The organism is Pseudomonas sp. BIC9C (assembly GCF_034541995.1).
GTDB lineage: Bacteria > Pseudomonadota > Gammaproteobacteria > Pseudomonadales > Pseudomonadaceae > Aquipseudomonas > Aquipseudomonas fluorescens_CC.
This window is the reverse complement of sequence record NZ_JAWDGM010000001.1, coordinates 1931919-1947457: the sequence shown is the minus strand read 5'-3', so window position 1 is coordinate 1947457 and position 15539 is coordinate 1931919. Positions and strand designations below refer to the sequence as shown.

The 15539-nt window shown below is 59.6% G+C and carries 9 protein-coding genes and 2 pseudogenes; 6 read left to right on the top strand and 5 right to left on the bottom strand.

Going from position 1 to position 15539, the window contains the following annotated elements; all coding sequences use genetic code 11:
- Positions 1–949 precede the first annotated feature (949 nt).
- From RS887_RS09100 to RS887_RS09085, 4 genes are all read left to right on the top strand, one after another.
- Positions 950–3091, top strand: a complete 2142-nt coding sequence (locus RS887_RS09100; RefSeq protein ID WP_322615092.1) for a cytochrome-c peroxidase — start codon at positions 950–952, stop codon at positions 3089–3091.
- Between the two features lie 151 nt (positions 3092–3242).
- A complete protein-coding gene (locus tag RS887_RS09095) occupies positions 3243–4535 on the top strand; it encodes a GGDEF domain-containing protein (RefSeq protein ID WP_322615091.1) in 1293 nt (430 codons plus the stop codon).
- 85 nt (positions 4536–4620) lie between these two features.
- Positions 4621–6417, top strand: a complete 1797-nt coding sequence (locus RS887_RS09090) for an acyl-CoA dehydrogenase C-terminal domain-containing protein (protein ID WP_322615090.1) — start codon at positions 4621–4623, stop codon at positions 6415–6417.
- 264 nt (positions 6418–6681) lie between these two features.
- Positions 6682–8460, top strand: coding sequence for an acyl-CoA dehydrogenase C-terminal domain-containing protein (locus RS887_RS09085; protein ID WP_322615089.1), 1779 nt, complete (start codon positions 6682–6684; stop codon positions 8458–8460).
- 227 nt (positions 8461–8687) lie between these two features.
- Here the strand turns inward: RS887_RS09085 and RS887_RS09080 are convergent, their stop codons facing one another.
- Complete coding sequence (locus RS887_RS09080; RefSeq protein WP_008017383.1) at positions 8688–9617, bottom strand: LysR family transcriptional regulator; 930 nt, start codon at positions 9615–9617, stop codon at positions 8688–8690.
- A gap of 169 nt (positions 9618–9786) precedes the next feature.
- Here RS887_RS09080 and RS887_RS09075 point away from each other — a divergent pair.
- A pseudogene (locus RS887_RS09075) lies at positions 9787–11069 on the top strand (aspartate aminotransferase family protein).
- Between the two features lie 203 nt (positions 11070–11272).
- Positions 11273–11431 carry a YqaE/Pmp3 family membrane protein gene (locus tag RS887_RS09070; protein ID WP_003228885.1) on the top strand — a complete coding sequence of 53 codons (159 nt, stop codon included), beginning with the start codon at positions 11273–11275 and terminating at the stop codon, positions 11429–11431.
- Between the two features lie 104 nt (positions 11432–11535).
- Here the strand turns inward: RS887_RS09070 and RS887_RS09065 are convergent, their stop codons facing one another.
- From RS887_RS09065 to pqqC, 4 genes and pseudogenes are all read right to left on the bottom strand, one after another.
- Entirely contained in the window at positions 11536–13362 is a 1827-nt protein-coding gene (locus tag RS887_RS09065; protein ID WP_322615088.1) for a S9 family peptidase, read from the bottom strand.
- A complete protein-coding gene (gene pqqE, locus RS887_RS09060; protein WP_322615087.1) occupies positions 13328–14500 on the bottom strand; it encodes a pyrroloquinoline quinone biosynthesis protein PqqE in 1173 nt (390 codons plus the stop codon). Before pqqE ends, RS887_RS09065 begins: the two co-directional genes overlap by 35 nt.
- The gene (gene pqqD / locus RS887_RS09055) at positions 14472–14747 is read right to left on the bottom strand and encodes a pyrroloquinoline quinone biosynthesis peptide chaperone PqqD (RefSeq protein WP_007959876.1); all 276 of its coding nucleotides are present in this window, start codon (positions 14745–14747) and stop codon (positions 14472–14474) included. Before pqqD ends, pqqE begins: the two co-directional genes overlap by 29 nt.
- Positions 14744–15495: pseudogene (gene pqqC, locus RS887_RS09050) on the bottom strand (pyrroloquinoline-quinone synthase PqqC). The gene pqqD and the pseudogene pqqC overlap by 4 nt, the downstream one beginning before the upstream one ends.
- Positions 15496–15539: the final 44 nt, after the last annotated feature.

Genomic DNA, 15539 nt, shown 5'->3' with positions numbered 1-15539 from the left:
GCTTTCAACCTGCGTTGCATGGGGCCGGTTCCGAATGCAATCGCGAGAGACATTTCCTTGAGCCTGAGGGACACATAGCAGTAGTCGTGCCTGATTGGCACAAACGCTTGTCAGCCAGCAAAAATGCGGGCTACGCTGATGTTGGTGATATACACAAAGTTATAGTTGTGTGATTAGCGCCAAAGTAGGTGGGGATATATGCCCAAGTTTGGAGTGCTGTAAAAAATTTTACTGGGTGTGTTTCCGGTAGTAGTGGTTGAGAAGTAATGTCTTTTAAATAAGACTAAAGTCGGAGATGTGCAAGAGGAAGTATTGAAGAGGGTGGTGAGGAAGTGATCTTGAATGGGAGGTATAAATAAAAAAGGCAATAGCTGGCGCAGTGCAACTTGCGCACGAATGGATTTTGTATGTCTGATGGATGTTTTTATTGGCTGGCGATGTAGGTTTTCAGGTGTTTATTAAAGTGCCGTTTACACCGCGGTGTTTTGGTCAGCAAATACTCTGCCAGCTTCAAGAAAGCGCAGCCTGGTGGCGTGATGCCCTTTAAATACTGGCTTTTAGAGGTCGTTGGTGATCGCCTGTCGCGGGCTGTTTGGGGAATGGCACCCAATAATGGGGCGAAGTTTAACCAGAACTGAGGAACAGTGCGCAGTCGCTGTTATCAGTAGGGTTTTTGGAATTGGTGTGAATAAAATAATATTGAAATTTTCTGTTGAAATGTTTTGTTGCGACTAGAGTTGTATCTAGCGCCATCCAATGGCGCGAAATATCATTTTTTAAAAAAAGGCCTGGGCCGCGAGAGTGCTTTGCCAGTCAGGTCTCGCCTTGCCCATGCAACTTGAAGTTGATGCGGCTAATCGAGCGGGCAGCAAGATCCATGGCGATGAGTTCATCTCGCAACAGGGAAATCACGGAGTTGATGACTCCATACTGAATCGGGAACGCTGTCATGTTTGAGTATTTGAACACGTTGCGAGCCACCTGCCTGATCCGTGCGATGGCGATGGCTCTTTTCGCCACCGGCCTGGCTGGCATGAACGTTTGGGCCGCAGACCCAGTCGGGGTCGTTCCGGCCGTGCCGGATGTGCCCAGCCTGCAGTCTCTGCGCGGCCTGACACCACCCGACCCTTCGGGAACCGAAGACGGGCGCAAAGTCGACCTGATGACCGACTACGTGGTCAATCGCTCGGCGGCAGTGCTCCTGGGCAAGGCACTGTTCTGGGACATGGAGATCGGCAGCGATGGTTCCACCGCTTGTGCGTCCTGTCACTTCCACGCGGGTGTCGATCACCGCACCACCAACCAGATCAACCCGGGACAGGCGAACACCAATGCGAACGTCTCGTCGATCTTCAACAAGCCGTTTACCGCGTCGGATATTCCGGGTGACGTGCCGGCCTACACCACCAGATCCGGTGGCAAGGGCGGTCCGAACTACCTGTTGAAGAAAAGCGACTTCCCGACCCATGTGCTGGCTGATCCGCTGGATCGCAACTCGGCGATTGTCTATTCAAGTGACGATGTGATCGGCTCTCAAGGCGTGTTCGACGCCAACTTCGTCAAGCCCCGTCAGTCGCGGTTCGACAAGTGCATTCTGCAACCGGACGGCATCTTCCAGGTGGGCGGTATCAATGTTCGCCGCAGCACCGGGCGCAACGCGCCAACGGTGATCAACGCCGCGTTGAACGTGCGCAACTTCTGGGATGGCAGGGCCAATAACGTCTTCAATGGCTTCTCGCCGTTCGGCAATCGCGACCCTGACGCCGGGATTTTCGTGACCAGCGATCGCAGTGGCGTGGCGACCAAAGTCAGGCTGGCGCTCAAGGATGCTGCCGCCGCCTCGCAAGCGGTAGGGCCTCCCGGCAGCCCGGTGGAAATGTCCTGCGGTGGGCGTACCTTCGCCGACATCGGCCGGCGCATGCTCGATACCTTGATGCTCAAGCAACAGCGGATTTCGTCGACCGATTCGGTACTCGGGCCGGTATCCGGTGGTCATCGGCCGACCTACCGTGAACTGATCAAGAACGCGTTCCAGCCGCGCCTGTGGAATGCCACGCAGCAGGTCTCGCTGGGCGGTGCACCCTACACCCAGATGGAGGCGAACTTCCCGCTGTTCTTCGGGCTGGCGATCCAGATGTATGAGTCCACGCTGATCTCGGACCAGGCGCCGCTGGATGCCTATCTGCAGGGTGATCACACAGCCATGAATAACCAGCAGGTCCAGGGCATGAACCTGTTCCTGGGCAAGGGCAAGTGCATCAGTTGCCACGGTGGTGCGGAATTGACCAACGCCGGCAGCCGGTTGCTGTTCCATCCTCGGGAACGGATCGAGCGCATGGTCATGGCCGACAACCTGACCACGCTGTACGACAACGGGTTCTACAACACCGGGGTGCGTCCAACATCGGAAGACCTGGCGCTCGGTGGCTCGGATGCCTGGGGTAATCCGTTGTCCTTCACTCGCCAGTACAACACCTTGCTCCAGGGCGGCCAGATCCCTGACCCGCTGGAAGTTGATGTGTGCACCTTCGAAGCGCCTTTGAGCCCGGCCATCCCTTGTGATGCGACGCTCAAGCCCAGTGTCGGTTTCCGCGACGCGGTCGATGGCGCCTTCAAGACGCCGACCTTGCGCAACATCGCGTTGACCGGGCCGTATTTCCACAACGGCAGTCGCGCAACGCTGCAACAGGTCATGGAGTTCTACAACCGTGGCGGGGACCGGCGTGGCGAAGATGCCAGCAACACCAGTGGCTTCGAGCACCTGGCGGTCAACCAGCACAACGGTTCGAACCTCGACCCGAACATGACCCGGCTGAACCTGACCCCGGATGAAGTGGATGCATTGGTCAAATTCATGGAAGTCGGCCTGACCGATCCTCGGGTTGCGTGGGAACGGGCGCCGTTTGACCACCCGTCGCTGGTACTGCCTCAGGGCGAAAAGGGTGATGAAAACTCGGTCGCGCAAAAACCGGCCAATCCGAAGATCACTACCCGGCAGGCGCAGGACGCCGACATGCATCTCAGACCGGTCGGTGCGGAAGGTCGCACACGTATGGAAGGGCCGCTGCAACCGTTCAACAACGACCTGTAACAGGTTTTGCCCTTGCGTCACTGGTGACCGATGGACGCCAGTGACGCCTTTTTACAAATACCGCAGTATTTCACTCAGTAAATCGGAGTTTCTGCCGTTACAGTGGTTGGCACATTGCCATCAATTGATTTGACCGGTCGGAGCTTTACCCTTGCCGCGTTCTTCCGCTGTGCGTTTCAGTCACTTCCTGCCGTCATTACTGCTGTTGCTGGCGGGGCTTGCGGCTGCATACATCAAGGATCTGAACGTCTTCTTCACCTCGCTGTTTAACGTGCTGCCCACCCTGGTGTTGTTGCTCGGTGGCGCCTATTGCGCGGTATACCGACGTCAGCGTGAACTGTTTCTGATGGTCACGGTGTACATCGCCTACTTCTTGCTCGACACCCAGACTGACTATTACCGCGACAACGGCAAGGTGCGCGACGATGCCGCCGTGGTCTTTCATTTGTGTTGCCTGCTGCTGCCGTTGCTGTTTGGCATCTTCGCGGCATGGCAGGAGCGCACCCATCTGTTCCAGGACATGGTGGCGCGTTTCGCCGTATTGCTGGCGGTCGGAAGCGTGGCGCTGGGGCTAGAGCAAAGCTATCCGCACGCGCTGCTGATCTGGTTGTCGGAGATTCGCTGGCCCGCTTTGCATGGCGCCTGGATGAGCCTGATCCAGTTGTCCTATCCGGTGTTCATTGCTGCGTTTGGGCTGCTGGCCTGGCAATACTGGCGTAGCCCGCGACCGCTGCATGCCGCGCAATGGGTGGGGCTGCTCGGGTTGTTCTGGATGTTGCCGAAAACTTTCATCCTGCCGTTCACGCTGAACATCATGTGCAGCCAGGTGATGCTGATGATCGCCGCCGCCGTCGCCCATGAAGCCTATCAAATGGCCTTCCGCGACGAACTGACCGGGCTGCCGGGCCGTCGAGCGCTGAATGAACGCATGCAACGGTTGGGGCGCAACTACGTGTTGGCGATGAGTGACGTCGACCACTTCAAGAAATTCAACGACACCCACGGCCACGATGTCGGCGACCAGGTGCTGCGGCTGGTGGCCAGCAAGCTGGCAAAAATCGGCGGTGGCGGCAAGGCGTATCGCTATGGCGGCGAGGAATTCGCCCTGGTGTTTGCAGGCAAGACCCTTGAAGAGTGCATGCCGCACCTGGAAGTCATCCGCGAGTCCATCGCCACTTACAACATCCAGCTGCGTAATCAGGAAAATCGCCCGCAGGACGATAATCAGGGGCGCCGGCGGCGTGCCGGCTCCGGTGCGTCGAGTGTATCGGTGACGGTCAGTATCGGCGTTGCCGAACGGATCGATCAACGCACCCCGGAAGAGGTGCTCAAGTCCGCTGACCAGGCGCTCTACAGCGCCAAGGGCGCCGGGCGCAACTGCGTGATGGCGTTCGGGCAGAACCGCCGTGGCGCGGTGCGCATGGACGCGGCTACGGTTGAGTGATGATGACGCATTCAGCGTCTGGACTGTGATTGTGAGGCGTGGTCGTCGGCAGTAGGTTGAAGAAATCTGCCGACGGAGAATGACCATGCCCGAGTACAAAGCTCCCTTGCGCGACATGCGCTTTCTGATCGACCACGTCTTCGACTTTCATAGTAACTACGTCGCGCTGGGGGCCACCGATGCCAGCCCGGACATGGTCAATGCGATCCTCGAAGAAGGCGCGAAATTCTGCGAAAACGTACTGTCGCCGCTCAACCGCAGCGGCGATGAAGAAGGCTGCCATTTCGACAATGGCGTGGTTACCACGCCAGCGGGCTTCAAGCAGGCCTTCGCACAATATGTCGAGGGCGGCTGGCATGGCCTGGCGGCTGATCCAGCGTACGGCGGCCAAGGGTTGCCGAGCTCTCTGGGGCTGGTCATCAGCGAAATGGTGGCTTCCAGCAACACTTCGTGGGGCATGTACCCCGGCCTGACCCACGGTGCGATGTCGGCGATCCACGCCCATGGCACCGAAGAGCAGAAGCAGATCTATTTGAGGAAGCTCACCGCTGGCCAATGGACTGGCACCATGTGCCTGACCGAAGCCCATTGCGGCACTGACCTTGGCATCATCAAGACCCGCGCCGTACCTCAGGCCGATGGCAGTTACGCGATCTCCGGCAGCAAGATCTTCATCTCTGCCGGTGAGCACGATATGAGCGACAACATCATTCATCTGGTGCTGGCCAAATTGCCGGACGCACCGGCCGGGACCAAGGGCATTTCGCTGTTTATCGTGCCCAAGTTCCTGCCCGATGCCTCGGGCGAGGCAGGGGAGCGCAATGGCGTGTCTTGCGGCTCCATCGAACACAAGATGGGCATCAAGGCCTCGGCTACCTGTGTGCTGAATTTTGACGGGGCCAAGGGTTTCCTGATCGGTGAAGCGAACAAGGGCCTGAACTGCATGTTCACCATGATGAACCATGCGCGGCTGGGCACCGGCATGCAAGGGCTGTGTCTGGGCGAGGCGAGCTTCCAGGGCGCGATCAAGTACGCCAACGAGCGTTTGCAGATGCGCTCGCTGACCGGCCCGAAAGCACCGGAAAAAGCCGCTGACCCGATCATCGTGCACCCTGATGTGCGGCGGATGTTGCTGACGATGAAAGCCTTCAACGAAGGCAATCGCGCGCTGACCTACTTCACGGCGCAGTTGCTCGACGTTGCACACTTGAGCCCGGATGAAACGGCGCGTCAGGATGCCGAAGACCTGCTGGCGTTCCTCACACCGATCTGCAAAGCCTTCATGACCGACACCGGGCTGGAGGTGACCAACCACGGCATGCAGGTGTTTGGCGGCCACGGGTTCATTCGCGAATGGGGTATGGAGCAGTTGGTCCGCGACTGTCGGATCGCGCCGATCTATGAGGGTACCAACGGTATACAGGCGCTGGACTTGCTGGGGCGCAAGGTACTTGGCAGCCAGGGCAAGCTGCTGCGAGGGTTCACCAAAATCGTCCACAAGTTCTGTGTGGCGAATGCCGGGCATCCACAACTGGCCGGGTATGTGGCGCAGCTCAATCAACTGAACCAGCAGTGGGGTGAGTTGACCACCAGGGTCGGCATGGCGGCGATGAAAAATCCTGACGAAGTCGGTGCCGCGTCGGTGGATTACCTGATGTACAGCGGTTACATCATCCTCGGCTACCTGTGGTTGCGCATGGCGCTGGTGGCTCAGGCGCAGCTCGATGCTGGCAGCAGCGATGGCGATTTCTGCCGGGGCAAACTGGCGACCAGCGAGTTTTACTTCAAGCGTCTGTTGCCACGCACGGCCGCTCATCGGGCGGCCATCGAAGCGGGTAGCGATTGCCTGATGCAACTGCCAGCGGAGATGTTTGCGCTCTGACATCGCCCCCTGTAGGAGCGAGCCCTGCTCGCGATGGTCGTCAACGAAAACGCGTAAAACCAGATGCCCGCGGCGTCTTCGGGTTTTTCGCGAGCTATCTCGCTCCTACAGTTTCATCCGTTCACTCCCGCCCTCGGCAATGACTAAAAATAACAAAACAGTCATGAGCTGACTCTATGTGTCACAAAAGTTGTTGATGTACACTCCGACCCAACGAAAACACTCTTCCTGTGAATCACCTGTATAGATCTTGCGAGGTTTGCCATGGCTGACTACAAAGCGCCCCTGCGCGATATGCGCTTCGTCCTCAATGAAGTTTTCGAGGTCGCCAAACTCTGGGCCGAGCTGCCTGCACTGGCCGAGACCGTCGATGCAGAAACGGTCGAAGCCATCCTGGAAGAAGCCGGCAAGGTCACCAGCAAAAGCATCGCACCGCTGAGCCGCGCCGCTGACGAAGAAGGTTGCCATTGGACGGACGGTGCCGTCACCACGCCGGCAGGTTTTCCGCAGGCCTATCAGACCTACGCAGAAGGCGGCTGGGTCGGTGTCGGTGGCGATCCGTCCTACGGTGGCATGGGCATGCCCAAGGCCGTTTCCGCCCAGGTCGAAGAAATGGTCAACTCCGCCAGCCTGTCGTTCGGTCTGTATCCGATGCTGACCGCCGGCGCTTGCCTGTCGATCAACGCCCACGCCAGCGAAGAGCTGAAAGCCGCGTACCTGCCGAACATGTATGCCGGCATCTGGGCCGGTTCCATGTGCCTGACCGAACCCCACGCCGGTACCGACCTGGGCATCATCCGCACCAAGGCCGAGCCTCAGGCCGACGGTTCCTACAAGGTCAGCGGCACCAAGATCTTCATCACCGGTGGCGAACACGACCTGACCGAGAACATCATCCACCTGGTGCTGGCCAAGCTGCCGGATGCACCGGCGGGTCCGAAAGGCATTTCGCTGTTCCTGGTGCCGAAGTTCATGGTCAATGCCGATGGCAGCCTGGGCGCGCGCAACCCGGCGAATTGCGGTTCGATCGAGCACAAGATGGGCATCCAGGCGTCCGCCACCTGCGTGATGAACTTCGACGAGGCCGTGGGTTATTTGGTCGGCGAGCCGAACAAAGGCCTGGCGGCGATGTTCACCATGATGAACTACGAGCGACTGGGCGTGGGTATCCAGGGCCTGGCCACTGGCGAGCGCTCGTACCAGAACGCCGTGGAATACGCGCGTGATCGCTTGCAAAGCCGTGCGCCAACCGGCGCACAGAACAAGGACAAAGTGGCTGACCCGATCATCGTCCACCCGGACGTGCGTCGCATGCTGCTGACCATGAAAGCCTCGAACGAAGGTGGCCGTGCGTTCTCCACTTACGTGGCGATGCAACTGGACACCGCCAAGTTCAGCGAAGATGCCGCCACCCGCAAGCGTGCGGAAGACCTGGTGGCGTTGCTGACCCCGGTGGCCAAGGCGTTCCTGACTGACCTCGGCCTGGAAACCACCGTGCACGGCCAACAGATCTTCGGCGGCCACGGTTACATCCGTGAATGGGGCCAGGAGCAGCTGGTGCGTGATGTGCGCATCACCCAGATCTACGAAGGCACCAACGGCATCCAAGCACTGGACCTGGTCGGGCGCAAGATCGTCGGTAGCGGCGGGGCGTTCTACAACCTGTTCGCCGACGAGATCCGCCACTTCACGGCGACCGCCAGCGCGGACCTCGCCGAGTTCACCAAGCCGCTGAACGACGCCGTGACCACCCTCGATGAACTGACCGCGTGGTTGCTCGATCGGGTCAAAACCAACCCGAACGAGATCGGCGCGGCGTCGGTCGAGTATCTGCAGGTGTTCGGCTACGTGGCCTACGCCTACATGTGGGCCCTGATGGCCAAGGCGGCTTTCGGCAAGGAAGCGCAAGACGATTTCTACGCCAGCAAACTGGGCACGGCGCGGTTCTATTTCGCCCGCCTGTTGCCGCGCATTCACTCGTTGAGCGCATCGGTGAAGGCCGGTAGCGAATCGTTGTTCCTGCTGGATGCAGGACAATTCTGAGGCAGTAGCATTTTGTAAGCATTCTCTTACATAACGTGCTGCTGTTCTCCCATAGATGCAAATTGGATCCAGAGCTAATCTACTTCACATGGACGTAGCGCAGGAAGCGCAAAGCAACAACAGGGACACGTAGGATTCTGCCAGGACGGCGGAGTGAAATGGATGTCAGGGAAACAGTCTGCAAAGCCCCGCTTCGGCGGGGTTTTCTTATGCCCAAAGAAAAGTTTCTAGCTCAGCCCATCCAGGGCCTGCGCGCTGTTCATGCGCACATCCGGGCCATTTATCACCTCTTCCAGCAATGTCCGCAGCAATGCCAGAGAAGTCTGCTGCCGTTGCACATCCCGACACACCAGACCGACTTTCAGCGGCACCCGCGGTTCGCTCAGAGGTTTCCACAGCAGTTCGTGGTTGCCATGGGTCTTTTGCGAACGCCCGGGCAGTACCGTCGCCAGGCGCGTGTGCGGCAGGCTGTCGAGGATACCGGCCATGTTGTTCAGTTCGGCTTGCACCTGTGGGCGACGTCCGAGGCTGGCCAGTTGTGCCTGCCAGATCTGCCTTATTTGAAATTCCTCGCCCAGCAGCAACATCGGCAGCTCGGCGGCCTGACTCATGGACACTTTCTTGAATTCACGCAACGGATGTTCTGCCGGGATGACCAGGGTCAGTTCATCCTCGTACAACATCACGCCGTGCAAACCAGGCTGGCGGGGTGGCAGGTAGCTGATGCCGATGTCCAGAGAACCGTTGAGCAGTCGCCGCTCGATTTCCAGGCCGGTCAGTTCGTAGATCTGCACCACCAGATGCGGCTGCGCCTTGCGTACTCGCTCGAGCATCTGTGGAACGAGGCTGGTGTGCACGGTCTGCAGTACACCGATGGCCAGGGTGCGCAGCGCCTGCCCCTTGAAGTTGCCGAGCGCTTCCCGAGCCCGTTGCAGGCCATCGAGCAATGGCAGGGCATGGTTGTACAGCGTGTGGGCGGCGAGCGTCGGCAACAGGCGTTTGCTACTGCGCTCGAACAGGCTCACATCGAGGTTTTGTTCCAGGTGGCGGATTTGCTGGGACAGCGCCGGCTGGGAGATGGACAGGCGCTCGGCGGCCCGGCCCACGTGGCCTTCTTCATAGACCGCGACGAAATAACGCAGTTGCTTGAAATCCATAAGTAATGCTTATTGAAAATGCTGAGAAATCGAAATGGCTGAACACCTCGTCTGAGCCTAGTCTAACCGCATTCACAGGGCTTACAGGGCCATAGAGCGCGATGAATACCGTTTGTTTCGATGGTGTTTACATAGGTAAGGCAAAAAACCTCAAAAGAGGTTTTTTCAGATGAATCTGTTCAGTCTGCGTCGCAGTCCTCCCAGTCTTGATGATCTGGTTCTGGACGCTTCCCTGCCATCCCAAGGCGATAACCTTTCCAGCGAGTACTTGATGCCCAGTGTCGAGCGGCCGAAACAGGTGTTCGTGCGTGGTCAGGGTTCATGGTTGTGGGACAGCGATGACCGTGCGTATCTGGATTTTTCCCAGGGTGGCGGGGCCAACAGCCTTGGTCACAGCCCTTCGGTGCTGGTCAACGCAATCACTGCCCAGGCTCAATCGCTGATCAATCCGGGTTTCGGCCTGCATAACCGCGGCATGCTCAGCGTCGCCGAACATCTGTGTGCCAGCACCGGCAGTGATCAGGCTTATCTGCTCAATACCGGCAGCGAAGCCTGTGAGGCGGCGATCAAACTGGCGCGCAAATGGGGCCAGCAGCATCGCGGCGGTGCATCGCGAATCATTGTGGCCAACAACGGTTGCCATGGCCGGAGCCTGGCGACGATTTCGGCGTCGGACAGTTCGACTTTGATCAACCGATTCGAGCCGCAACTACCGGGCTTCAGCCATGTCCCGTTCAATGACCTTCCGGCCTTGCATGCGGCCGTGGATGAACGGACCGTAGCGATCATGCTCGAGCCGATCCAGAGCGAAGCCGGCGTGATTCCGGCCACCGCACATTACCTCAAGGGTGTCGAACGCCTGTGCCGTGAACTCGGCATTTTGCTGATTTTCGACGAAGTGCAAACCGGCATTGGTCGTTGTGGCACCTTGCTCGCGGAACAGTCCTATGGCGTAACGGCGGACATCGTCGTGCTCGGCAAAGGGTTGGGCGGCGGCGTGCCCTGGCCGCGCTGCTGGCGCGGGGCAAGGCTTGCTGTTTCGACATTGGCGAAGTGACGGGTACTCATCACGGTAATGCGTTGATGACCGCCGCGGGGCTTTCGGTGCTCGCTACGGTGCAGGACAAGGCTTTCCTCAAGCACGTCGCAGAAACGGGTCAACACCTGCGCGGAGGCTTGGGGCGTCTGGCCCATCGATACGGTCACGGCGAGCTGCGCGGACAAGGGCTGCTCTGGGGCCTGACGCTGTCGGACGATTCCGCTGACGCGGTGGTCAAGGCCGCGCTGTACGAAGGCTTGCTGCTCAATGCCCCGCAACCCGACTGCCTGCGCTTTACCCCTGCGTTGAATATCAGCAACGCCAACATCGATGAAATGCTCCTGCGCCTGGCGCGCGCTTTCTCCCGCGTACGCACCGCGCAATTGCAGTGCCGCAAAGGGATTGCCGTCTGATCCGACGCGCCCTGCACAATTTCCAGAACCGTCTCGCGGTAAAACGCACGCCTCACGCCTGACTCTTTTGGCGTGAGGCGTTTTTTTGTCTGCGAAATTCAATGAAGGGCACCGCACGGGAGTAGAGGGACTGAACCCTGACAAACGGCACGGGTCGATTAGCTGTAGGGCTCGAACGAGCCCACCCCAATCAGGAGCTGCCCATGGACTTTATTCGCATCATCATCGCCATCCTGTTGCCGCCACTCGGTGTGTTTCTGCAAGTAGGATTCGGCGGAGCGTTCTGGCTGAATATTCTGCTGACGTTGTGCGGTTACATTCCGGGGATCGTGCATGCGGTTTACATCATCGCCAAGCGCTGAGTTTTTGTGGCAATAGATAGATCGCTTTCGCTGGCAAGCCAGCTCCTACAGGAGATCACCGTTGTGTAGGAGCTGGCTTGCCAGCGATTGAAGCACCGCCGATTTCAGCTGGCGTGCTCCATCACCCTTCGATAAAAAAGCCACTCCTGCTCCAGCGCATGGGCCTGGTTACCGGCCTTGCGAAAGCCGTGGCGTTCGTCGGCGTAGTAATGCGCTTCGACCAGGACGCGGTTGTCCTGCAGCGCCGTGACCATGTCGCGGGTCTGTTGCGGGACGACCACGGCATCCAGTTCTCCCTGAAAGAAGATCATCGGCACGCGGATGTTGCTCGCATGCAGCAGCGGCGTGCGGGCCGCGTAGCGTTCGGCATCCAGTTGCGGATCGCCGATCAGCCAATCCAGATAGTCGCTTTCGAATTTGTGGGTCGCGCGCCCCAGCGCCACCGGGTCGCTGACCCCATACAGGCTGGCGCCGGCGCGGAACACGTTGTGAAAGGCCAAGGCGCAAAGGGTGGTGTAGCCACCGGCGCTGCCGCCGCGGATGAAGGTCTTGTCGGCGTCGATCAAGCCGCACTCGTTGAGGTACCCGACCACAGCGCAGGCGTCTTGCACATCCACATCGCCCCAACTCAGGTGCAGTGCCTGGCGATAGGCCCGGCCATAACCGCTGCTGCCACGATAGTTGAGGTCGGCCACGGCGAAGCCCCGCTGGGCCCAGAACTGGATGCGCGGGTCGAGCATCGGGTAGCACGCCGACGTCGGTCCGCCATGGATGAACACCACCAATGGCGGTTTCGCCTCGCCGGTCATCGCCGGGTAGAAGAAGCCGTGTGCTTCGCCTGAGCCACTTGGGTAGCGCAAGGTTTGCGGGCGGCTGATCTGTTCGGGAGGCAGTGGTGCGATGCCGCCGGCCAATACCTTCACTTGCCGGCTCTGGCGGTTGATGGCGATGACAGCGGTTGAACTGACGGGTGATGCCGCGATGCAATAGATGAACTGCTCATCAACGGCGAGATGGCGGAAGCGGCTGTAGTCGCCGGTGAAGTCGGTGCTGGAATCGCCGCCTATGCCCAATCGGCCAAACCCGCCTTCGGTCCAACTGGCCAGATAGCTTTCTTCACTCAGCGGCAACCAGGTGCAGCCGCCGAGTTGCCAGGGCGCGGGGCCATGGTCGGCGGTGGCACTTGGCAATGGGCTCAGGCCTTTTCCGGACTCCCTCCATGGCTGCCAGTAACCGGCGCGATCCGTCAGGCAATACAAGCGACCGCCGGCATCAAACCGTGGTTGTTGCACAGACTCTTGAGCACCGTCGCCCGCCACACAACGAGCCTCGCCAAATCCACCGTTGGCATGGCGCTCGGCAACCATCAAACGGGTTGCAGTCCACGGCTGATATGGGTGACTCCATTCGATCCAGGCCAGGCGCCGGGCATCCGGGCTCAACGTCGGCGCGGCGTAGAAATCAGCTCCTTCGGCCAGCAGATGACGTGCGCCATCCTTCAGATCGATCGCCACCAGCCGGTGTTGATCGCGATGTTCCTCGACTGCCAGAACCTGCCCTTCGGCACATTGCAGATCGCCGTAACGGCACACCCCGTACGTCAGCTTTTCGGGCGCTTCGCCTTGCAGTGTTTGCCGATACAACTGCTGGTCGGCCTCGTTGACGAAAACGATACCGTCGTCCGTCAGACAAAACGCTCCACCGCCATATTCGTACACACGACTGCGCACGCTGAAGCCCGGTGGCGTCAGGCATTTCGCTGCGCCGTCATGCCACTGCCAGATCCGGCACGCCGCGTCTTCGGGGCGGTACTCGTTCCAGAACAGGCCCTGTCGACCGACCTGCAGTTCGGCAAAATCGATACCGGCCGCGACGGCTTTGGCAGCGCTGAGAGGTTCAGCTTTTGGCGATGAGGCGTGAGTTTCGTTCATTGCGAAAGGCCAGTTGGTCAATGGTCTGGGTCGCGTGTTCGGCTTCTTCGCGAGCCTTGAGGATCACGCCGTGTTGTGGCGACTTGCTGCACACCGGGTCGGCGTTGCTGGCATCGCCGGTGAGCATGAATGCCTGGCAGCGGCAGCCGCCGAAGTCTTTTTCTTTCTCGTCACAGGAGCGGCACGGCTCGGGCATCCAGTCATAACCGCGAAAGCGGTTGAAGCCGAACGAGTCGTACCAGATGTGTTGCATGCTGTGGTCGCGCACGTTGGGAAACTGTACCGGCAGCTGTCGGGCACCGTGACAGGGCAGGGCGGTTCCGTCTGGCGTGACCGTCAGAAAAATACTGCCCCAGCCATTCATGCAGGCTTTCGGGCGTTCTTCGTAATAGTCCGGGGTGACGAAAATCAGCTTGCACGGATGGCCTTCGGCTTCGAGTTTGGCGCGGTATTCATTGGTGATGCGCTCTGCTCGGACAAGCTGTTCCTTGGTCGGCAACAGCCCGACGCGATTGAGCTGCGCCCAGCCGTAGAACTGGCAAGTGGCGAGCTCGACAAAGTCCGCCTCAAGGGCGATGCACAGCTCGATGATGCGGTCGATCTGGTCGATGTTGTGCCGATGGGTGACGAAATTCAGCACCATCGGATAGCTGTGGGCCTTCACCGCCCGGGCCATTTCCAGTTTCTGCGCAAAGGCCTTTTTCGAACCGGCCAGCAGATTGTTCACCTGCTCGTCGCTGGCCTGGAAACTGATCTGGATGTGATCGAGGCCGGCCTTCTTGAAGTCGCTGATTTTCTGCTCGGTCAGGCCGATGCCGGAGGTGATCAGGTTGGTGTAAAAGCCCAGTTGGCGGGCTTCGGCAATCAGTTCGGCAAGGTCCTGACGCACCAGGGGTTCGCCACCGGAAAAGCCCAGTTGCGCCGCGCCCATTTCTCGCGCTTCGCGGAACACCTTGATCCACTGTTCGGTGCTCAGCTCCTGGCCTTGCTCGGCGAAGTCCAGCGGATTGGAGCAATACGGGCATTGCAGCGGACAGCGATAGGTCAGCTCGGCCAGCAGCCACAGCGGCAGGCCGACTTCAGGTGTGGGCGGTACTTGCACCGATGCATCAGGCAAGTTCGATCCAGTGCTGCGCACGGGCAACCTCCATGAATTGCTCGATGTCGTCACCAAGCTCGGGCACGCCGGGGAACTGTCGATCGAGTTCGGCGATGATCGCCGCGACATCCCGCTCTCCGTCAATCAAACCACCGATCAGCGCGGCACTTTCGTTGAGCTTGATCATGCCTTCCGGGTACAGCAGCACATGGCCTTTTTGCGCCGGTTCGTACTGGAAGCGGTAGCCGGGCCGCCAGGTCGGGGTCTTGCTGCGATCGAAACTCATAGGGTGATTCCTTTGTGCCAGACCCGTTCTCCGGTCACGCTGTGATACGGCGGGCGTTTCAGTTCGTAGGCCATGCTCATGGCATCGAGCATGCTCCAAAGAATGTCCAGTTTGAACTGGAGAATTTCCAGCATGCGCTCCTGGTCTTCCCGGGTCGTGTAGTGCTGCAGGGTGATCGCCAGACCGTGCTCGACATCACGCCGTGCCTGGCCCAGACGCGTGCGGAAATATTCGTAGCCGGCCGGATCGATCCACGGGTAGTGCTGTGGCCAGCTGTCCAGGCGCGATTGGTGGATTTGCGGGGCGAACAGTTCGGTCAGCGAGCTGCTGGCGGCTTCCTGCCAGCGGGCGCGACGGGCGAAGTTGACGTAGGCGTCCACGGCGAAGCGCACACCGGGCAGCACCAGCTCCTGGGAACGCAACTGGTCCGGGTCGAGCCCCACGGCCTGGCCCAGGCGCAGCCAGGCTTCGATGCCGCCGTCTTCACCGGGCGCACCGTCGTGGTCGAGCAGGCGCTGAATCCACTCGCGGCGAATCTCGCGGTCCGGGCAATTAGCCAGAATGGCCGCGTCCTTCAGGGGATGTTCACCTGATAGTAGAAACGGTTGGCGACCCAGCCCTGGATCTGCTCACGGCTCGCCCGGCCTTCATACATCGTCACGTGGTAGGGGTGATGGATGTGGTAATAGGCGCCCTTGGCGCGCAGGGCCGCTTCGAATTCGGCGGGGGACATTGGGGTGTCGGTCATTGCTTTTCTCCGGGTACAACCGGTGGATTCTTTAGTGCCTGATC

Coding starts and splice junctions, on each gene's coding strand:
- RS887_RS09100 (WP_322615092.1), top strand. CDS start 950: ATGTTTGAGTATTTGAACACGTTGCGAGCCACCTGCCTGATCCGTGCG.
- RS887_RS09090 (WP_322615090.1), top strand. CDS start 4,621: ATGCCCGAGTACAAAGCTCCCTTGCGCGACATGCGCTTTCTGATCGAC.
- RS887_RS09085 (WP_322615089.1), top strand. CDS start 6,682: ATGGCTGACTACAAAGCGCCCCTGCGCGATATGCGCTTCGTCCTCAAT.
- RS887_RS09080 (WP_008017383.1), bottom strand. CDS start 9,617: ATGGATTTCAAGCAACTGCGTTATTTCGTCGCGGTCTATGAAGAAGGC.
- RS887_RS09070 (WP_003228885.1), top strand. CDS start 11,273: ATGGACTTTATTCGCATCATCATCGCCATCCTGTTGCCGCCACTCGGT.
- RS887_RS09065 (WP_322615088.1), bottom strand. CDS start 13,362: ATGAACGAAACTCACGCCTCATCGCCAAAAGCTGAACCTCTCAGCGCT.
- pqqD (WP_007959876.1), bottom strand. CDS start 14,747: ATGAGTTTCGATCGCAGCAAGACCCCGACCTGGCGGCCCGGCTACCGC.